This is a genomic window from Burkholderiales bacterium (assembly GCA_036262035.1).
In the GTDB taxonomy this organism is placed as follows: Bacteria; Pseudomonadota; Gammaproteobacteria; order Burkholderiales; family SG8-41; genus JAQGMV01.
In genome coordinates this window covers 21,707-41,395 of sequence record DATAJS010000020.1, presented here as the reverse complement: position 1 = coordinate 41,395, position 19,689 = coordinate 21,707, and the positions used below count along the sequence as shown (strand labels likewise).

The 19,689-nt window shown below is 68.6% G+C and carries 17 protein-coding genes; 15 read left to right on the top strand and 2 right to left on the bottom strand.

Annotation, left to right across the window (positions count from 1 at the left end; genetic code table 11):
• Nucleotides 1–18 precede the first annotated feature (18 nt).
• From VHP37_23080 to VHP37_23070, 3 genes are read left to right on the top strand one after another with little or no spacing between them, the layout of a single operon-like run.
• Nucleotides 19–546 carry a MaoC family dehydratase N-terminal domain-containing protein gene (locus VHP37_23080; GenBank protein HEX2829252.1) on the top strand — a complete coding sequence of 176 codons (528 nt, stop codon included), beginning with the start codon at nucleotides 19–21 and terminating at the stop codon, nucleotides 544–546.
• An 11-nt stretch (nucleotides 547–557) separates the two neighbouring features.
• A complete protein-coding gene (locus VHP37_23075) occupies nucleotides 558–1,073 on the top strand; it encodes an acyl dehydratase (GenBank protein HEX2829251.1) in 516 nt (171 codons plus the stop codon).
• A gap of 12 nt (nucleotides 1,074–1,085) precedes the next feature.
• Nucleotides 1,086–2,066 (top strand): tripartite tricarboxylate transporter substrate-binding protein, encoded by a 981-nt coding sequence (locus tag VHP37_23070; GenBank protein ID HEX2829250.1) that lies wholly within the window; start codon nucleotides 1,086–1,088, stop codon nucleotides 2,064–2,066.
• Between the two features lie 28 nt (nucleotides 2,067–2,094).
• Here the strand turns inward: VHP37_23070 and VHP37_23065 are convergent, their stop codons facing one another.
• Nucleotides 2,095–3,330 (bottom strand): CoA transferase, encoded by a 1,236-nt coding sequence (locus tag VHP37_23065; protein HEX2829249.1) that lies wholly within the window; start codon nucleotides 3,328–3,330, stop codon nucleotides 2,095–2,097.
• Between the two features lie 70 nt (nucleotides 3,331–3,400).
• On the opposite strand from VHP37_23065, the gene VHP37_23060 reads away from it, so the two are divergent.
• From VHP37_23060 to VHP37_23045, 4 genes are read left to right on the top strand one after another with little or no spacing between them, the layout of a single operon-like run.
• Nucleotides 3,401–4,759, top strand: a complete 1,359-nt coding sequence (locus tag VHP37_23060; GenBank protein ID HEX2829248.1) for an MmgE/PrpD family protein — start codon at nucleotides 3,401–3,403, stop codon at nucleotides 4,757–4,759.
• Nucleotides 4,760–4,815: 56 nt separating this feature from the next.
• The gene (locus VHP37_23055) at nucleotides 4,816–5,538 is read left to right on the top strand and encodes a GntR family transcriptional regulator (protein ID HEX2829247.1); all 723 of its coding nucleotides are present in this window, start codon (nucleotides 4,816–4,818) and stop codon (nucleotides 5,536–5,538) included.
• Between the two features lie 59 nt (nucleotides 5,539–5,597).
• Nucleotides 5,598–6,386, top strand: a complete 789-nt coding sequence (locus tag VHP37_23050; protein HEX2829246.1) for an enoyl-CoA hydratase/isomerase family protein — start codon at nucleotides 5,598–5,600, stop codon at nucleotides 6,384–6,386.
• A 37-nt stretch (nucleotides 6,387–6,423) separates the two neighbouring features.
• Nucleotides 6,424–7,386 (top strand): tripartite tricarboxylate transporter substrate binding protein, encoded by a 963-nt coding sequence (locus VHP37_23045; GenBank protein ID HEX2829245.1) that lies wholly within the window; start codon nucleotides 6,424–6,426, stop codon nucleotides 7,384–7,386.
• A 28-nt stretch (nucleotides 7,387–7,414) separates the two neighbouring features.
• On the opposite strand, the gene VHP37_23040 is transcribed toward VHP37_23045, so the two are convergent.
• Nucleotides 7,415–8,599 carry a CaiB/BaiF CoA-transferase family protein gene (locus tag VHP37_23040; protein HEX2829244.1) on the bottom strand — a complete coding sequence of 395 codons (1,185 nt, stop codon included), beginning with the start codon at nucleotides 8,597–8,599 and terminating at the stop codon, nucleotides 7,415–7,417.
• Nucleotides 8,600–8,657: 58 nt separating this feature from the next.
• Between VHP37_23040 and VHP37_23035 the strand changes: the two genes are divergently transcribed.
• The 8 genes from VHP37_23035 (at nucleotide 8,658) to VHP37_23000 (ending at nucleotide 19,683) form a co-directional block, all read left to right on the top strand.
• Nucleotides 8,658–9,431: an enoyl-CoA hydratase-related protein gene (locus VHP37_23035; GenBank protein ID HEX2829243.1), complete on the top strand. Its 774-nt coding sequence runs from the start codon at nucleotides 8,658–8,660 to the stop codon at nucleotides 9,429–9,431.
• A 30-nt stretch (nucleotides 9,432–9,461) separates the two neighbouring features.
• On the top strand, nucleotides 9,462–11,585 hold the full coding sequence (locus VHP37_23030) for an acetate--CoA ligase family protein (GenBank protein HEX2829242.1): 2,124 nt from the start codon (nucleotides 9,462–9,464) through the stop codon (nucleotides 11,583–11,585).
• Nucleotides 11,582–13,129, top strand: a complete 1,548-nt coding sequence (locus VHP37_23025) for a carboxyl transferase domain-containing protein (protein HEX2829241.1) — start codon at nucleotides 11,582–11,584, stop codon at nucleotides 13,127–13,129. The genes VHP37_23030 and VHP37_23025 overlap by 4 nt, the downstream gene beginning before the upstream one ends.
• Nucleotides 13,130–13,191: 62 nt before the next feature.
• Nucleotides 13,192–14,154 (top strand): tripartite tricarboxylate transporter substrate binding protein, encoded by a 963-nt coding sequence (locus VHP37_23020; GenBank protein ID HEX2829240.1) that lies wholly within the window; start codon nucleotides 13,192–13,194, stop codon nucleotides 14,152–14,154.
• Between the two features lie 47 nt (nucleotides 14,155–14,201).
• Nucleotides 14,202–15,164 carry a tripartite tricarboxylate transporter substrate binding protein gene (locus VHP37_23015; GenBank protein HEX2829239.1) on the top strand — a complete coding sequence of 321 codons (963 nt, stop codon included), beginning with the start codon at nucleotides 14,202–14,204 and terminating at the stop codon, nucleotides 15,162–15,164.
• Nucleotides 15,148–17,163: an NAD(P)/FAD-dependent oxidoreductase gene (locus tag VHP37_23010; GenBank protein ID HEX2829238.1), complete on the top strand. Its 2,016-nt coding sequence runs from the start codon at nucleotides 15,148–15,150 to the stop codon at nucleotides 17,161–17,163. Before VHP37_23015 ends, VHP37_23010 begins: the two co-directional genes overlap by 17 nt.
• A 10-nt stretch (nucleotides 17,164–17,173) precedes the next feature.
• Nucleotides 17,174–17,971: an N-acyl homoserine lactonase family protein gene (locus VHP37_23005; GenBank protein ID HEX2829237.1), complete on the top strand. Its 798-nt coding sequence runs from the start codon at nucleotides 17,174–17,176 to the stop codon at nucleotides 17,969–17,971.
• A 110-nt stretch (nucleotides 17,972–18,081) separates the two neighbouring features.
• Nucleotides 18,082–19,683 (top strand): FAD-binding protein, encoded by a 1,602-nt coding sequence (locus VHP37_23000; GenBank protein ID HEX2829236.1) that lies wholly within the window; start codon nucleotides 18,082–18,084, stop codon nucleotides 19,681–19,683.
• Nucleotides 19,684–19,689: the final 6 nt, after the last annotated feature.

Genomic DNA, 19,689 nt, shown 5'->3' with positions numbered 1-19,689 from the left:
ACCCATACAAGGAGAGCCATGGGCGCTTTGCTCACCCCTGAGATCGAGAAGTACATCGGACTGGAATCCGAGCCGCAGCTCGCGTGCGAGCCGGTGGAGAAGGGCGCGGTGCGCCGCCACGCGCAGGCCGTGATGGACCCGGACCCCATCTACATGGACGAGGCCTACGTGCGCGACACGCGCTACGGGAAGCCGGTCGCGCCGCCGCTCTTCCCGGTCACCATGCTGCGCGCGCCGTTCGGCTCGCCCGACCTCGTCACCGAGCGCGCGAAGAACGCGTATTTCGACGGCATCCTCGACACCACGTCGCTGGGCCTGCCGCGCCTGCCGCTGGTGAACAGCTCGCAGCTCACCGGCACGGTCGAAGTCGAGCTGTACCGCTACGCCGAGCACGGCGAGGCGGTGTGGGTGCAGTCGCGCTACAGGGACATCTACGAGCGCGAGACTTCGCGCGGGTTGCTGCTCTTCGTGATCATCGAGACCGATTTTCGCGACGCCGCAGGCGGGCTCATCTGCCGCTTCACCAAAGTGCAGGCACGGGGCTGAGAGGACACGACATGGCAGACACGCAGCAGGTGAAGTTCGAAGACGTCTCGGTCGGCGACGAGCTCGCGCCGCTTTCCAAAGGGCCGCTCACCGCGGTGCATCTCGTGCGCTGGTCGTCGGCGATGGAGAACTGGCACCGCATCCACTACGACCACCGCTTCGCGGTCGAGCACGACAAGCTGCCGGGCGTGCTGGTGAACGGCTCGTTCAAGCAGCAGTTCATCGTCCAGCTCCTCAAGGACTGGGCGGGCCTCGAAGGCTGGGCGTGGAAAGCGCGCTTTCGGTTTCGCGCGATGGACGTCGTCGATTCGACGCTCGTGGTCTGGGCCCGCGTCGAGCGCAAGATCGAATGCGAAGGTTACGGGCTGGTCGAGCTCGACCTGGGCATCCGCAACGCGGACAAGGACACGACCACGGGCTCCGCGCTCGTCGCGCTGCCTTACCGCAACGGCGCGGCGGTGCCGTATCCCTTCGCGCCGCCGTCACAGGACCCGTGGGCGTCACGCCCGCTGGCAAAAAAACAGTAGAGGAGAAAGTCGATGGCAATCGCAATCACCCGTACGCTCGCCGCATGCGCGCTCCTGAGCGCGCTGCCGGCGGCGGCGCAGCAGCCGGCCGAGACGGCCTACCCCGAGCGGCCCGTGCGCGTGGTCGTTCCGGTGGCGCCGGGCGGCAGCACCGATCTCGTGGCGCGGATCATGTCGGGCAAGCTGGGCGACGCGCTCGGCAAGACGTTCGTCGTCGACAACCGTGCGGGCGCGGGCGCATTGATCGGCACCGACGTCGTCGCGAAAGCCGCGCCGGACGGCTATACGCTGCTCTTCGCGTACGCGGCACACACCATCGCGCCGTTCATCTTCAGCCGCGTGCCTTACGACGTGTTCAACGATTTCACGCCGATCACGCTCGTCGCTTCGCAGCCGCTGCTGCTCACGATCAATCCCTCGATCGGCACGTCTTCGGTGAAAGAGCTGATCGCGCTCGCCAAGGCGAAGCCGGGCCAGCTCAACGTCGGGCTCGCCACACCGAGCAGTTCGGGTGCGCTGATCGCCGAGTGGTTCAAGGTGGTGACTCACACCAACATCACGTCGGTGCCGTTCAAGGGCGGCGCGCTCGCGATGACCGCGCTGCTCCAGGGCGAGATCCAGTTCATGTTCGCCACCGCGCCCGCCGCGATGCCGCATCTGAAGAGCGGGAAGGCCCGGGTGATCGCGACGTCGGGCGACCACAGGCTCTCCTACCTGCCCGAGGTGCCGACGCTCGACGAAGTGGGTCTCAAGGGATTCGAAGCCGAGCCGTGGGGCGGTTTTCTCGGCCCGGCGCGCTTGCCGCGCGCCATCGTCGATCGCATCTACCAGGCGTCCACCGAAAGCCTGAAGCAGGCCGATACGCGCGAGCGCCTTGCGGCGAGCGGGAACGTCCCGGTCGGTTCCAGCCCGGAGAAGTTCGCGCAGCGCCTGGCGCGGGAGCTGCGCCAGAACGCCGAGCTGATCAAGCGCGTCGGGATGAAGGCGGATTGAGCGCGCGCGGATGCGGCGCTTCGTCTGCTCAGCCGGCTGCGCTCTCGCGCAGCGCGCCCTGCGCGAGGAGGTCGGCATAAGCGCCGTCGTCCACGCCGAGTCCGCGCAGGATCTCGCGGTTGTGCTCGCCGAGACGCGGCGCGGGGCTGTGTATGGCGCCGGGCGTCGCGGACAGGCGCGGCACCACGTGGTGCATCGGGAACCATTCCATGTCGGCGTCGGGATAGTCGGCCACGATCTCGCGCTCGACGACGTGCGGGTCCTGCACGATCTGCGCGATGTCGTAGATCGGGCCCGCGGTGATGTCGGCGTCGCCGAAGAACTCGAGGTTCTCGTCCAGCGTGCGCTCGCCGATGAAGCGGCCGATGACCGCGTCGAGCGCCTCGACGTTCTTCACGCGATCGGAGTTGGTGGCGAACCTCGGGTCGGCCGCAAGCGCGTCGCCGCCGATGGCGCGCAGCAGGCGCTCGGCCATCTTCTGGATCGAGGCGACGACGCCGATGTAGCGGCCGTCGCGACAGCGGTAGACGTTGCGCGGCGCCGAATTTCCCGAGCGGCTGCCCATGCGCGGCTTCACCCGGCCGGTCAGGCGATGAGCGGCCGCGTGCGGGCCGAGGATGGTGAACAGCGGATCGAGCAGCGGCAGGTCGATGACCTGGCCGCGGCCGTCGGCTTTCTCGGCTTCGCGCAGCGCCATCATCGCGGCGCTGCAGCCGTAGAGGCCGGCGATGCTGTCGGCGAGGTACGTCGGCGGCAGCACCGGCTCGCGGTCGGCGAAGCCGTTCATCGAGGCGAATCCCGACATCCCTTCGATGATCGAGCCGAAGCCGGGCCGGCGATGATAAGGGCCGTCCTGTCCCCAGCCGGAGATGCGCACCACGACCAGGCGCGGATTGATCTCGAGCAGGCGCGCCGGGGAAAGCGCCATCTCCTCGAGCGCGCCCGGACGGAAGCTCTCGATGAAGATCGCCGCGCCGGGCACCAGCCGCAGCAGGAGGTCGCGCGCGCGCTCCTTCCGGAGGTCCATCCACAGGCTCTTCTTGTTGCGGCCGTAGAACTTCCAGTTGATGTCGATGCCCGCGGTCTCCCACGCGCGCAGGGTGTCGCCGTCGCCGAACTCGACCTTGATCACCTCGGCGCCGAAATCGGCCATGAGCTGGGTCATGGTGTTGCCGCAGATGAGCCGCGACAGGTCGAGCACCCGCACGCCGTCGAGCGTGCCGGGCGCCTGCGGCGCGTAGTCGCGCCTGTGGAGCATGGTCATGGTGGGATCGCTACGCTGTAAAATTGACTGATTGTATTACAATGTGTCAGCAATGGCTCACGAGGACCCGATGATGGAACTGGATTCGACACTGCAGAAGCTCACCGACTGGACGCTCGGCCTGAGCTACGCCGACCTGCCCCCCGAGGCGATACACGAATGCAAGCGGCGCGTGCTGGACACGCTCGCCTGCGCGCTCGGCGGCTACGCCTCCGAGCCCGCGAAGATCGCGCGCGCGGTCGCGCGCGGCACCGGCGGAGAGCGCTCCGCGCGCGTGCTCGGCAGCCTCGAGCGCGTATCGCCCGAGCAGGCGGCGTTCGTGAACGGGGTGATGATCCGCTACCTCGATCTGAACGATGCGACCGGCAGTGGCGGCGGCCATCCGAGCGATGCGCTCGGCGCGCTGCTCGCGGCAGCGGAGACGCAGCGCACCGACGGCAGGACTTTCATCCTCGCGACCGTCATCGTCTACGAGCTCTTCCTCGGCTTCTTCGCGGGCAACCGCGTGCGCAACCGCGGCTGGGACCACGTCATCTACACCGTGCTCGGCGCCGCCGCGGCGATCGCGAAGATGATGGGGCTGGACCGCGAGCGGCTCGCCAACGCGCTGTCGCTCGCGCTCACGCCCAACATGGCGCTCGAAGTGTCGCGCCGCGGCCAGTTGACGATGTGGAAAGGCTGCGCGGGCGGCAACGCGTGCCGCAACGCCATATTCGCGGTGGACCTCGCCGCGGCGGGGATGACCGCGCCGCCGCACGTATTCGAAGGCGAGCAGGGCATCTGGAACGCGGTGGGCGAGTTCCAATGGCCGCCGCTCGCGCCCAAGGAACGTTCGTTCCGGGTCGCCGACAGCCAGATCAAGATCTATCCGTGCGAGTACCACGGGCAGTCGCCGATCGAGACGGTGCTGGGGCTGCGCGGGCAGGTCGATGCGCGCGACGTCGAATCCATCGTGATACGCACCTACTGGTTCGCGTGGAGCGAGATCGGCAGCGAGCCCGAGAAATGGACGCCGACCACGCGCGAGACCGCCGATCACAGCATTCCTTTCCTGGTGAGCGCGGCGCTGCTCGACGGCAAGGTCGATCCTTCGTCCTTCACCCAGGCGCGGATATTCGACCCCGCGCTGCGCGCGCTCATGCAGAAGGTCAAGGTGATCCACGACAAGTCGCTCGACGCGATGCAGCCGCAGAGCAATCCGTGCCGCATGGAGATCACGCTGAAGGACGGGCGCGTGATCGAAGGCAGCGTCGATCACCCCAAGGGCCACGTCAGGAACCCGGTGACCGACGCCGACCTCGAGCGCAAGCTCGCCGGTCTCAACAACGGGCTGCTCTCGCCGCGTCAGGTGCACCGGCTGCTGGAGCTGTGCTGGAAGCTCGACGAGCTCGACGACGTGCGCGAGCTGGTGTCGGCGACGCGGATCTGAGCGTAACGCGGTGTGCGGATCGTCGTCAGACAGCAAGATTGTCGTACAATAAACCGATGCCTCCCAACGATCCCCTGAGCGAAATCTTCGCGCTCGAGCGTCCCGACACCCTCCGCCACAAAGTCGAGAAGCAGCTGCGCGACGCCATACTGTCCGGACGCCTGCTGCCCGGGCAGCGCCTCGTCGAGCGCGAGCTGTGCGAGGCGATGGGCGTCAGCCGGCCGTCGCTGCGCGAAGCGCTGCGCAGGCTCGAAGCCGAGCGGCTGGTGGAGATCGTCGCGCACAAGGGCCCGACGGTCGCGGCGGTCAGCGATCAGGAGGCCCGCGAGCTGTACGAGCTGCGCGTGGTGCTCGAGAGCTTCGCCGCGCGCAGCTTCGCCGAGCGCGCGCCCGAGTCGGCGGTCAAGGCGCTGCGGGCTGAGCTCAAGGGGCTGCGCGAGGCGACCGGGTCGCCCAGCACCGCCGACCTGCTCAAGGCGAAGGAGCGCTTCTACGCGATCCTCCTCGCCGGCTGCGGCAACTCGGTGGTCGCCGACGTGTTCCGCACGCTGCTCTCGCGCATCAACCGGCTGCGCACCGCGTCGCTGTCCCAGCCCGGCCGGCTTCCCGCCAGCCTGAAAGAGCTCGACGCGCTGGTCAAGCGCATCGCGGCGCGCGACGCGGAAGGCGCGGCGCAGGCCGCGGCCACGCACGTTCGCAACGCCGAGCGGGCTGCGCTCGCCATGCTGCACGAGCCTGCGCCGCCGGCCGCGGCGAAGGCGGGACGCAGCGCCGGCTGATCATCCAATCTTCGCGCCCGGCCGTCGGCCGGCGCGGCAATACGAAGGAGTAAGGCTACATGCCTCTGCTTTATGAAAAGCGCGGCCAGGTCGCGGTTCTGACATTCAGCCGCCCGGAAGTGCGCAACGCCTGGTGCGAGGAGTTCTACGAAGAGCTGCGCCTGCGGCTCGAGGAAGCCGAAGCGGACCGCGACGTCCGCTGCGCCGTCCTCACGGGCGATCCGGCGGGCGGGGCGTTTTCCGCGGGCGCCGACCTGAAGAACCCCAAGACCCATACGCTCAACTCCTCGGCCGAGTTCATCTACAACCTGCCCAAGCGCAAGCACCACGCCTTCCGCGTGCTCGACGACTTCGCCAAGCCGCTGGTGTGCGCGGTGAACGGCTACGCGATCGGCATCGGCTGCATCGTCACTTATTCGTGCGATCTCATCGTCGCCTCGGATCGGGCCGAATGGCGGCTGCCGCAGGTGAGGCTGGGCATCCTGCCGGCGCAGGGCGCGCTCGTGCGGCTCGCGCGCTGGGTCGGCAAGGGACACGCGATGCGGCTCGGCATGGGTTTCCCGCTCAAGGCCGACGAAGCGCTGCGCATCGGGCTCGCGCAGTGGGTGGTGCCGCACGAGGACGTGATGAAGAAGGCGATGGAAGTGGCCGAGCACATCTGCGCGCATCCGCCGCTGTCGGCGCGGATGACGCGCGAGTCGCTGAACCAGGGGCTCAACATGCCGCATCTGACCGACGCGGCGCTGCTGGACCAGTATCGCTTCCTCGCGCTCGAAGGCACCGAGGACAAGAAGGAAAGCCACCGCGCGTGGCGCGAGAAGCGCACCCCGCGCTTCAAGGGCGAATAACCAAAAGGCGGCCGAGGCCGCCGCACGAGGAGAGCACATGAAGTGGTACAACAAGGCCGCGGCGGCCGCCTGCGTGGCGGCGCTGGGCGGCATGGCGCATGGGCAGACCTATCCGGTGAAGCCGGTGCGCATCGTCAACCCGTTCGTTCCCGGAGGCTCGATCGACCTGGTGACGCGGCACGTCGCGAAGTACATGAGCGGAGAGCTGGGCCAGCAGGTGATCGTCGAGAACCGGCCGGGCGCGGGCGGGGCGATCGGCATCGAGACCGTGGCGCGGGCGCCGGCCGACGGCTATACGCTGCTCACGGTGCAGAGCAGCCTCACGATCAATCCCAACCTCCAGAAGAAAGTGCCGTACGACCCGATCCGCGACTTCGCGCCCATCGGCAGGATGTCGTCGTACATGTTCTTCGCGGTCGCCCATCCTTCGCTCGGCGCGCGCACCGTGAAGCAGCTCATCGCGCTCGCCAAGTCGCATCCCGGGCAGGTCAACTACGCGTCGGTGGGCATGGGCAGCGGCACGCACATGTCGGCGGAGCTCTTCGCCTACATGGCCGGGGTGAAGATGGTTCACATCCCGTACAAAGGCTCGGGGCAGGTGATCCCCGATCTGCTCGGCGGGCAGATCGCGCTGCACTTCGGCAGCCCGTCGGTGGTGCCGCACGTGAAGAGCGGCAAGCTCATCGGCATCGCCGTGACCGGCGCGCACCGCTCGCCGGCGCTGCCCGAGCTGCCGACGATCGCCGAAGCGGGGCTCAAGGGTTACGAAGTGACCTCCTGGAACGCGCTCTTTGCGCCTGCGGGAACGCCGCAGGCGATCATCGAGCGCATGAATACCCTCACGCGCCAGGCGATGCAGCAGCCCGAAGCGAAGGCGGTCATGGACAGCCAGGGCATCGAGGTATCCACGAGCACGCCCGCAGAGCTGAGCGCGCTCGTCAAAGCGGAGCTCGCGAAGTGGGCCAGGGTGATCAAGGCCGCGGGCATCCAGCCGCAGTGAGGCGCGCCGCGGGCGCGCCGTTCCGGGCTCAGTCGCCGCGCGCGACGCCGCCCGCGACGAGCGCGTCGATGCGCTCGCCGCTGTAGCCGAGGCCCGCGAGGAGCTCGCGCGTATGCTCGCCCACCCCGGGAATGTCGAGGCGCGCGCCGAAGCGGCGTCCGTCCATCTCGATCGGCAGCAGCGGGATGCGCGTCGTGCGCCCGGTGGGCAGGGTGATCTCGGTCATGCCGCCGGATGCGTTGAGGTGAGGATCGTCGAAGAGGTCGTCGGGCGTGTTGATCGGCGCGTACGGCAGGCCGAGCGTGTCGCAGCGCTCGATCAGCTCGCTCTGCGTCAGCGCGCCGAAGATCGCGGCCACGATGGGCACGATGCGCGGGCGCGCGACCACGCGCTGCGGATTGGTCCTGAGCTCCGGATCGGCGAGCAGGTCCTCGCGGCCGAACGCTTCGCAGAAGACTTTCCACTGGGTGTCGGTCACCACGCCGACGAAGAGCTGCCTGCCGTCCGCGGTCGAGAAGATGTCGTAGACCGCCCACGCGCGCACCCGCTCCTGCATCGGGGGCACCGGCTTGCCGGTCATGAGGCCTTCCATCATGTGCTGCGCGACGAGGAAGGCGTTGTTCTCGAAGAGCGACGCTTTCACGTGCTGGCCCTTGCCGGTCGCGTTGCGCTGGAACAGCGCGGCGAGCACCGCGATCGCCCCGAACATGCCGCCCATCACGTCGTTGACCGAAGCGCCCGAGCGGATCGGCTTCTCGCGGCTGCCGGTCATGTAGGCGAGCCCGCCCATCATCTGCGCGATCTCGTCGAGCGCGGGCCGGTGCTCGTAAGGCCCGGCGAGAAAACCCTTGTGGGAGCAATAGACGAGCTCGGGCTTGAGCTTCGAGAGCTGGGCGTAGCCGAGGCCGAGCGCGTCCATCGAGCCGGGCCGGAAGTTCTCGGTGAGCACGTCGGCGCTCGCGACGAGCTTCAGCGCGATCTCGCGGCCTTCGGGCTGCTTCAGATCGAGCGCGATGCTCTTCTTGTTGCGGTTGTAGGCCGGGAAGAAACCGGCGCCGGAAGCGATGAGCTTGCGGGTGTGGTCGCCTTCGAGCGGCTCGATCTTGATCACTTCGGCGCCCAGGTCTCCGAGCACGAGCCCGCAGCTCGGACCCATGATCATGTGCACGAACTCCACCACGCGCACGCCCGACAGCGGTAATGCTTCCGACACTATGTGCTCCTCGTTGTTGTTCGCCAAGCGTGCTCGATTCTCTGATTGGGGATAACGAATGTCCATCGATTTCTCACTGACGAACCACATCGCGGTCATCACGATCAACCGCCCGGAACGACGCAACGCGCTCGACGCCGAGCATTACAAGGCGCTGTCCGATGCGTGGCTGCGCGTGCGCGACGATCACGAGGTGCGCGTGGCGGTGGTCACCGGCGCCGGCGACAAGTCGTTCTGCGCGGGCGCCGACCTGAAGACGTTCGCCAACAATCCCGCGCCGCTCGCCGACATGTGGCTCACGCAGAAAGACCCGATCATCAACCGCGGGCTCGAGGTGTGGAAGCCGGTGATCGCCGCGGTCAACGGCCATTGCCTCGGCGGCGGCATGACGATGCTGATGGCCACCGACGTGCGGGTCGCGGTGCCGCATGCGACGTTCGGCCTGTCCGAGGTGAAGCGCGGATGCATCGCCGGCAACGGCGGCACGCAGCGGATACTCAAGCAGCTTCCGTACGCGGTCGCGATGGAGCTGCTCCTCACCGGAGACGCGATGAGCGCGAGCGAAGCCGAGCGCTGGGGGCTCGTGAACAAGGTGGTCGAGCCCGCGCGGCTCATGGAAGAGGCGATGGCCTACGCCGGGCGCATCGCCGCCAACGCGCCGCTCGCGGTGCAGGCGGCCAAGGAGCTCGCCCGCCGCGGAGAGGAAATGGACTGGGTCACCGGCCTGCGGGTCGAGCAGATGTGGAACCGCGTGCTGCGCTTTTCCGACGACGCGCGCGAAGGACCGCTCGCTTTCGCCGAGAAGCGCCCGCCGCGGTTCGTCGGGCGCTAGCGGATGTCGGCCGAGGCACGAGCGGAGGACTTGACGCGGCTGTTCGCGCCCGCGTCGGTGGCGCTGGTCGGCGCCACCGCGAAGCCGGGTGCGCGCTCGACGCGCGTCTTCGATTGCATCCTCGATTTCGGCTATCCGGGCACGGTGTATCCGGTGAACCCGGCGCTGGCGAGCGTGCGCGGCATCGCCTGCCACGCGAGCCTGCGCGCGCTGCCCGAGGTGCCGGATCACGTCGGCATCATCGTCGGCGCCGACGAGGCGCTCGAGGCGCTGGCCGAGTGCGCCGCGCTCGGCGTTCCGTTCGCCACGGTGTACAGCCCGGGTTTCGCCGAGACCGCCGGCGACGCAGGACGCGCGCGCCAGGCGAAGCTCCTCGAGATCGCGCGCGCGAGCGGCATGCGCGTGATGGGTCCGAACTGCAACGGCGTCATCAGCTTCGTCGACGGCTTCGCGATGACCGCGACCGGCGGTCTTGCGGGGCCGCGCCGTCCGGCGGGCAACGTGGGCATCGTCAGCCAGAGCGGCGGCCTCGGCCAGATCAACGTCATGTGGCGCGCCCAGGAAGCGGGCGTGGACGTGAGCTATCAGGCGAGCTGCGGCAACGAGGCCGACCTCGACGCGCTCGATTTCGTGCGCTTCATGCTGCGCAGCGAGCAGACCGACGTCGTGCTGCTCGCGGTCGAGTCCCTCCGCGACGGCGCGAAGCTGGCGGCGGTCGCGGACGAAGCGCTCGCGCGCGAGAAACCGATCGTCGTCCTCAAGTACGGCTGGACCGAGCCCGGCAGCCGCGCCGCGGCCTCGCATACCGGAGCGATCGCAGGTCAGAACGAGATCTGGGACGCCGCTTTCAGGCAGCTCGGCCTGATACGCGTCGCCGACTGCGACGAGCTCTATGAGACCGCCCTGCTGCTGCGCACCCGGCGCTGGCCGCGGGGCCGGCGCGCGGCGTCGGTGTCGGCGACCGGAGGCAACGTCGTGCACGTCGCCGACGTCGGCTCGAACTTCGGCCTCGAGTGGCCGGAGTACGGCGCAGCGACCCAGCACGCGCTCGCCGGCCTCACCGGCGAAGTCGAAACGGTCGGCAATCCGAGCGACATGAACGCGCTCGCGCGCGGCGAGCCCGAGCGCTTCAACCGCGCGCTCGAAGCGATCGCGGCCGATCCGGACGTCGACATGATCGCGCCGGGATTCGTCAGCGTGGCGCGCCGCAACCTCGAGCTCGGCGCGCGCTTCGTGCTCGAGTGCGACAAGCCCGCGGCCATGCTGTGGGTCGGCGGCTGTCTCGACGAGCCCGCCTTCGGCGCGCGCGACCTGATCGGCCGCGGCGTGCCGGTGTATCGCGACGCGATCCCGTGCCTGCGCGCGATGCGCGCGGCCGCCGACTTCGGCGCGCATCTCGCGCGGCGGCGGCGGCGCGGCGCGGCGACGCGACCGGACGGTATCGATGCGTCGAAAGCGGCGGGCGTGATCGCGGCAGCGGGACGCACGCTCGGCGAACGCGAAGCCAAGGCCGTGCTCGCGGCCTATGGGTTCCGGACGACGCGCGAGCATCTCGCGGTCACCGCCGAGGACGCAGTGCGTTACGCGCGCGCGCTCGAGCGGCCGGTGGCGCTCAAGATCGATTCGCCCGACGTCCCGCACAAGACCGACGCCGGCGGGGTGCGGCTCGGCGTGAGCGGCGACGAGGCGGTGCGTCGCGGTCATGCCGAAGTCCTCGCCGCGGTGCGGCGCACGCACCCCGAAGCCCGGCTGCGCGGGGTGCTCGTGCAGGAGATGGCGCCCGAAGGCGTGGAGATGATCCTCGGGATCGTGCGCGACGAAGCGCTGGGGCCGGTGGTCGCCGTCGGCCTCGGGGGCATACACGTCGAGGTGCTGCGCGACGTCGCCTACGGGATACCGCCGCTCACGCACGAGGACGCGCACGGACTGCTGCGTGCGCTGCGCGGCTATCCGCTCCTGCAGGGCGTGCGCGGCGCGCCGCCTCGCGACGTCGAGGCGGTGGCCGGGCTGCTGGTGCGGCTCTCGTGGCTGGCGTGCGACCTGCGGCAGGAGATCCTCGAAGTGGACGTCAATCCGCTGGTCGTGCAGGAGCACGGGGCCGGGGCGTGCGTGGTGGACGCGTTGATGGTGCTGGATAAGGATACGAAACGATGAGCTGGGAACGCGAGGTCAAGGAACTGCACGAGCGCCAGGCGCGCGCACGCGAGCTCGGCGGTCCCGAGCGCGTCGCACGCCACAAGGCGGCCGGCAAGCTCACCGCGCGCGAGCGCATCGACGCACTGCTCGACCCGGGATCGTTCCGCGAGATCGGAAGCATCGCGGGCTCCGCGAAGTACGACGAGGCGGGAGACATGACGTCGTTCACGCCCGCGCATCTGGTGATGGGGCGCGGCACGATCGAGGGCAAGCCGGTGGTGGTCACGAGCGACGACTTCACGGTGCGCGGCGGCGCGGCGCACGGCGGCCTGCGCGACAAGCACGTGCGCGCCGAGATGATGGCGCGCGATCTCAGACTGCCGATCGTGCGCCTGGTCGACGGCACCGGCGGCGGAGGCTCGGTCAACAGCATCGAGGACGAAGGCTACGCGAAATGCCCCGCGCTCTACGGCTTTCACGTCGTGGTGGAGAATCTCTCGCTCGTGCCCTGCGTGTCGCTCGCGCTCGGGTCGACCGCGGGGTGGGGCGCCGCCAAGGCGGCGGTCGCGCATTACTCGGTGATGGTGAAGAAGACCTCGCAGATCTTCGTCGCCGGCCCGCCGGTGGTGAACCGCCTCGGCAGGACCTACGACAAGGAAGAGCTCGGCGGCTCGGCGATCCACGCGCGCAACGGGACGGTCGACGACGAAGCCGACAGCGAGCACGACGCGTTCGCGCGCGCGAGGCGCTTTCTCTCGTACCTGCCGCGCTCGGTGCACGAGCTTCCCGCGCGCACCGAGCCGACCGACGATCCGGATCGCAGGATCGACTGGCTGCTCGAAGCGATCCCGCGCGACGAGCGGCAGGTCTACAAGATGCGCGACATCGTCGACGCGGTCGTCGACGAAGGCAGCTTCTTCGAGATCGGCCGCAGGTGGGGCCGTTCCATCATCACCGGCCTCGCCCGGCTCGACGGCTGGCCGGTCGCGCTGCTCGCGAGCGACCCCTATCACTACGGCGGGGCGTGGAGCGCGGACGCCGCGCGCAAGATCCGCCGCTTCGTCGACCTCGCGCAGACCTTCCACCTGCCGGCGGTGCACCTCGTCGACTGCCCGGGCTTCATGGTCGGGCTCGAAGCGGAGCAGCGCTCGACGATGCGTTTCGCTTCGGAGGCGATCGCCGCGATCCTGTCGTCGACCATTCCCTGGTGCGCGGTGGTCGTGCGCAAGTGCTTCGGCATCGGCGGCGGCGCGCACGCCAACAACTCGCGCTATGCGCTGCGTTACGCATGGCCTTCGGCGAGCTGGGGGTCGATGCCGATCGCGGGCGGGCTCGAAGCATCGTATCGCTCGGAGCTCGCGGCGGCCGCCGACCCTGCGCGCAAGCTCGCCGAGATCGAACAGCGCCTCAAGCGCCTCAATTCGCCGTTCAGGACCGCCGAAGCGTTCAACTTCGACGAGATCGTCGATCCGCGCGATACCCGGCGCCTCCTGTGCGAGTATGCGAACGTCGCCGCGGGCTCGATGACGCCCGGAGCGCCGAGTTACGGTCATCGCCCTTAAAACAAACCGGGGTCAGACCCCGAAGAAGCCGGGGTCTGGCCCCCAACCTGAGGAGGAGAGTCGTGAAGTCGCTGCTGATAGCCGCATCCCTTGCCTGCGCGTGCGCCGCACCTGCGTTCGCCGCCGAATCCTTTCCCTCGAAGCCGGTGCGCTTCATCGTGCCGTTCCCGCCCGGCGGCGGTACTGACGCGCTCGCGCGCGTGCTCGGCGCGAGGCTCGCCGAGATGTGGGGCCAGCAAGTCCTCGTCGACAACCGCGCCGGCGCGCAGGGGAACATCGGCACTTCGCTGGGCGCCAAGGCGCCGCCCGACGGTTACACGATCACCCTCGGCCACCAGGGCGCGCTGACGATCAATCCGCATCTCTACAAGGATCCGGGTTACGACACGCTGCGCGATTTCGCGCCGGTGACCGAAGCGACCGAGATGGCGTTCCTGCTCGTGGTCCATCCCGCGCTGCCGGCGAAGTCGATGAAAGAGCTGGAGGCGCTCGCCAGGCGCAATCCCGGGCAGCTCACCTTCGCTTCGACCTCTTCCGGACCGCAGATGGCGGGCGAGCTCTTCAGGCTGACGACCAAGACCGACATGCTGCACGTCCCTTATAAAGGCGCCGGTCCCGCGGTGATCGACCTTCTCGCGGGCAACGTGACGATCATGTTCTCCAACCCGACCGGCGCGGTGCCGCACGTGCTCGCCGGCCGGCTGCGCGCGCTCGGGGTGATGGACACCAAGCGCAATCCCGCGATACCCGACGTGCCGACCGCGCTCGAGCAGGGTTACAAGGACCTTTCGAGCGTGATCGAGTGGTACGGCATCGTGGTGCCTGCCGCGACCCCGCGCGACGTCGTGAGCACGCTCAACGCCTCGATCCACAAGGCGCTGAACTCACCGGAAGTGGTGAAGCGTCTCGCCCAGCTCGGGCAGACGCGCGCGTTCGGCACGCCGGAGCAGTTCGGGCAGCTCATGAAGAGCGAGCACGAGCGGTGGGGCAAGGTCGTGAAAGCTTCCGGAGCGAAGGTGGACTAGAAAAGCGTTTTTAACCGCAGAGGACGCAGAGGACGCAGAGGAAAATCATGTTCAAATTCTCATCGCTGGTCCTGTTGTCTGTGCTGGCTTTCGGCGTAGCGGCGCAAACCTATCCGTCGAAGCCGATACGCCTGGTGGTCGGGTTCCCGCCCGGAGGATCGAACGACATCGTCGCGCGGATCATCGCGCCCAAGCTGACACAGCTGCTCGGCGCGCAGGTCGTCGTCGAGAATCGTCCCGGGGCCAACGCGACGATCGGCACCGATTACGTCGCGAAATCGGCGCCGGACGGCTACACGATCGTGCTCGGCAGCGCGAGCCCGCTCGTCATCAGCCCGTTCACTTTTTCGAACATCCCCTACGATACGGTGCGCGATTTCGCCGGCATCACGACCATCGCGAGCACGCCGGAGATGATGGCGATCCATCCCTCGCTGCCGGCGCGCAACCTCAAGGAGTTGCTGGCCCTCGCACGCTCGCAGCCGGGCAAGCTCAATTTCGCGTCTTCGGGCAACGGCGGGCTGCCCCATCTCGCGACCGAGCTGTTCAAGAAGCTGGGCAAGGTGAACGTGGTGCACGTGCCGTACAAGGGTGCGGGACCCGCCGCTGTCGACCTGGTGGGCGGCCACGTGCACGGGATGATCATCGACATGCCCGCGCTGGCGCCGTTCGTGAAGAGCGGCAAGCTGCGCGGGATCGCCATCACGGCCGAGAAACGCACGCCGCTCCTGCCCGACCTGCCGACGTCGGCCGAGGCGGGCATGCCGGGGCTCATCGCCGTCAACTGGTTCGCCATCATGGCGCCCGCGAAAACGCCGAAGCCCGTCGTCGACAAGCTGTACGGCGCGCTCGCGCAGGCCGTCAATGCGGCGGACGTCAAGGAGCAGCTTCGCGCACAGGGCGTCGACACGTACCTGCAAAGCTCGACCGACGCTTTCACGGCCTTTCTGCGCGCGGAGCTCGGCAAGTGGGAAAAGGTCGCAAGGGAATCCGGTGCCAGAGCGGACTGAAGTGAGCCGGGCGCCGTACCCGCATCTCGCCGCACCCGGCGCCATCGGGTCGATGCGATTGCGCAACCGCGTGATCATGGCGCCGATGGGGACGAACTACAGCACGACCGACGGCCTCTCCACCGAGCGCGACAAGCAGTACTACGCGGAGCGCGCGCGCGGCGGCGTCGGGATGATCATGACCGAGGCGATGGTGGTGACCGAGCACGCGAGGCCGCACCACAACTCGCTGTGCTGCTATCACGACCGCTTCATTCCCGGTCTCGCCAGCATCGTCGACGCGATCCACGCGCACGGCGCGTACGTGTGCGGGCAGCTCAACCATCGCGGCGCGCTCCTGCGCCGCTCGGTGCTCGACATGGAGCCGGTCGGCCCGTCGCCGTGGCACAACCCGAACACCGGCGACGCGGTGCGCCCGCTGACCATTCCCGAGATCGTCGAGATCCAGAAGCTCTTCGTCGCCTCGGCGCGGCGGCTCATGCAGGCGGGCTACGACGGCGTCGAGGTGCACGCGGGCAACGGCTATCTCTTCCAGCAGTTCGCAACAAAGCGCATCAACAAGCGCACCGACCGCTACGGCGGCTCGTTCGAGAACCGGTCGCGCTTCCTGCTGGAGACGATAGCCCGGCTGAAGCACGAGCTGCCCGATTTCCCGCTGGTGATACGGCTCTCGGCGATCGAGTTCACCGACGGCGGCTACCCGCTGGAAGAGACGATCGAGCTCGCGCGCGTGCTCGAGCGCGCCGGCGCCGCGGCGCTCGACATCTCCGGCGGCAGCAACGAGAGCCCGCAGCTCTCCAAGTACTGCATACAGCCGCCGTCGTTCCCGCGGCGCTGCCTCGCCGACTACTCCAGGCCGATCAAGGCCGCGGTGAACATCCCGGTGTTCGTCGCCGGCCGCCTGGTGGCGCCGGAAGATGCCGAAGCGGTGCTGGCCGAAGGCTGCGCCGATTTCGTCTCGATCGGCCGCGCGCTCTATACCGACCCGCACTGGTGCGCCAAAGCGTTCGGCGAAGTGAAAGCGCCGATCCGCCAATGCATCGCGTGCAACGTCTGCTTCGAGCGCCTCACGCTCGAAAAGGACGTGGCCTGCGTGCACAACCCGACGATCGGCACCGAGTTCGAGGCGCTCGAATACGCCGAGCCTCAGCTCTTTCCGGAACGCCAGGCAAAGACGCCGAAACGCGTGCTCGTGCTCGGCGCCGGCGTCAGCGGCCTGGAAGCCGCCCGCGTGCTCGCGGCGCGCGGGCACCGCGTTGCGGTCTGGGAGAAAGCCGACCGCCCCGGCGGTCAGATCCCGCTCGCCATCGCAGCGCCCGACAAGCGCGAGGTCGAGCCGGTCTGGACGTATCGCGTCGAGTCGCTGGCGAACCTCGGCGTACAGGTCCGGTGCGGCGTGACCGCGACGGCGAAGGCTTTGCGCGAGCATGCGCCCGATTTCGTCGTCGTCGCGACCGGCGCGCGTACGCGGCCGTGTCCGTTCGACGTGAGCCGGCTCGACAGCAGTATCGCCGTCGTGCACGCATGGGAGGTCCTCGCTGCGCCCGAGCGTGTTGCGCGTGGCGCCGCGGTCACGATCATCGGCGGCGGCATGGTCGGCATGGAGACCGCGGACCTCCTGAGCGCGCGTGGGGTAAGCTGCACCGTGGTGGAAACGCTCGCGGGCGTCGCCGTAGGCATGGCGCGCAACAACCGCATGGAGCTGATCGAGCGCGTGCGCGAGCGCGGGACGCGCGTGCTGACCGAAGCGCGCGTCATCGGCGCCGAAGGCGGCGCGCTGGATCTCGAAGCGCCCGACGGCACCGCGACACGCCTCGAGATCGGCAATTTCCTCATCGTCGCGATCGGCCCGGCGCCCGACCGCGAGGCGTCGAGCCTGTGCGAGGAGGCCGGCGTTCCGTACGCGATCGTCGGCGACGCGAACAGGCCCGGCGATTTCCTGACGTGTTTGCGCGACGCCGCGATGGTCGCGCTCTCGATCGACCGCCGCTTTCAATGAAGGAGCAGTCATGACCCTGCCCACTTACGAAGTCTTCGCGATCAAATATGCGCAGCGCAATGCGGTGCGCACCAACCACTTCCTCGGCGGCGACGCGCACGACGTGCCGATGCCGATGGATTACTTCGTGTGGCTCATCCGCAACGACCGGCGTAGCTACGTGCTCGACGTCGGCTTCACGGCGAAGGTCGGCGCGCAAAGGAAGCGCGAAGTGCTGCGCAGTCCCGCCGAAGGGCTGGCGAAGCTCGGTGTGGATTCCCACGGCGTGAAGGACGTCATCGTCTCGCACATGCACTACGACCACATCGGCACGTTCGCCGATTTCGGGGCGGCGAAGTTCCACCTCCAGGACGACGAGATGGCGTTCGTCACGGGACGCCACATGTGCCATCCGCAGCTTCGCCACAGCTTCGAGGTCGACGACGTCTGCGGCGTGATCCGCATGATCTACGAGGACCGCGCGCAGTTCCACGACGGCGACGACGAGATCGCGCCGGGGATCACGGTGCACCGCGTCGGCGGCCATACGATGGGCCTCCAGTTCGCGCGCGTGCACACCCAGCGCGGCTGGGTCGTGCTCGCGTCCGATGCGAGCCATTACTATGAGCACTTCGAGAAAGGCCGGGTCTTCCCGACGACGTTCCACATCGGCCAGGTACTCGAAGGTTACAAGCGCCTGTACGCGCTCGCCGACTCTCCCGACCACATCGTGCCGGGGCACGATCCGCTGGTGATGCAGCGCTATCCGGCGGCCTCGGGCGAGCTCGAGGGCATCGCGGTGCGGCTCGACGTCATGCCGCGCCGTTAATACCTGTCACCAACCGCATACCGATTTACCTTACTCAGCGAAAGTCTCGATTCATGGATGGAGCATTCAGTACTGCAAGAGCAAACGAAACCGCCGAATACGAGGCGGATGTGATCATCATCGGCTTCGGCGCCGCAGGCGGCTGCGCGGCGATCGAGGCCACCGACGCGGGCGCGGGCGTCATCATTCTGGAGAAGCAGCCGGAAGCGTCGCACTGCTCCAATACGCGCATGAGCGGGGGCGGGTTTCACAGTCCCGACCCCGGCGCGGACTTCGAGTCGCTCAAGGCGTACTCGAAAGCGATGATGAGCGGCGACAACCTCCCGGGGAAGCTCGAGGCCGAGAGCGAGTTCGGCGACGACCTCGCCGAGCTGTGGGCGCGGCATGCCCCGGAGAACGCCGACTTCATGCGCGGCCTCGATCCGGCGTTCAAGGCGGTGGTGTCGGCGAACGCTGCGTTCCCGGAATTTCCGGGCGCGGCGAAGTCGGGCTATGCCTGTGTGCGCAGCACGTATACCGGCCAGTTCGACGAGGATGCCAAGACCGGCCGCAGCGCGGAGAGCGCCAAGGCGGAGAAGCAGTCGGGGGAGGCGTTTCACGCCTGCATGCTCACCGGCGTGCAGGCGCGCCGGATCCCGATCCATTACGGTGTGAGCGCGAAGGACCTCATCGTGGACGGCGACGGCGCGGTCGTGGGGGTGCACGCAGAGCGCGGGTCGCAGCGCGTGACGTATCGCGCGCGGCGCGCGGTGATCATCGCCTCGGGCGGTTACGAGTACAACGCGCGCATGCGCAAGGCCTTCCTCGACGGGCCGGCGCTGGAAGGCTGGGCGTTCTACGGATCGCCCGCCAACACCGGCGACGGCATCCGCATGGCGCTGCGCATCGGCGCCTCGCTGAGCCGCGTCGGCAGCGTCGCAGGACGGGTGATCTGCGCGATCCCCGAGCGCCGGCACGGCCTGCGCATCGGCCTCAATACCTCGGGCGTGGGCAAGCCGAACGAGATCGTCGTCGACAACCAGGGCCGGCGCTACGCGTCCGAGCGGCGCATCACCAAAGACCCGAGCCGCTACATCTTCTACAAGGAAGCGCTGCAGTTCGACACCACGTCGCTGAGCTACCCGCGCATTCCTTCATGGATGATCTTCGACTCGGTGATGATGCGTCGCGGACCGGTCGTCAGCGTGGGCGCGGCGGCATACAACGGCATCGACTGGGGCGAGGACAACCTGAACGCGCTGCGCAACGGATGGATCCTCCAGGGCGACACGCTCGAGATCCTGGCGCAGAAGATCCGGCAGCACCCCGACAACAAGGAGAAGATGGACGCGGCGGCGCTGACGCAGGCGGTCGAGCGCTGGAATGCCCTGTGCGCGGAGCGCAAGGACGTCGATTTCGAGCGCGAGCCCGCGACGATGGGCCCGGTAGCGGAGCCGCCGTTCTTCGCAATCCCGCTGTACCCGGGCGGTCCGAACACCAAAGGCGGGCTGCGCGCGGACGCGCAGCGCCGCGTGCTCGACTGGGAAGACCGGCCGATACCGCGCCTGTACGCGGTGGGCGAGATCTGCTCGGTGTTCCAGTTCGTGTACCAGGGCGGAGGCAATCTTGCCGAAGGCATCACCTTCGGCCGCCTGGCGGGCCGCCATGCGGCGGCCGAGCAGCCCCACGCGAGCGCGCGCGCGGAAAGCGCAAGCGCGCTATCGAGCCGCTGATGGGAC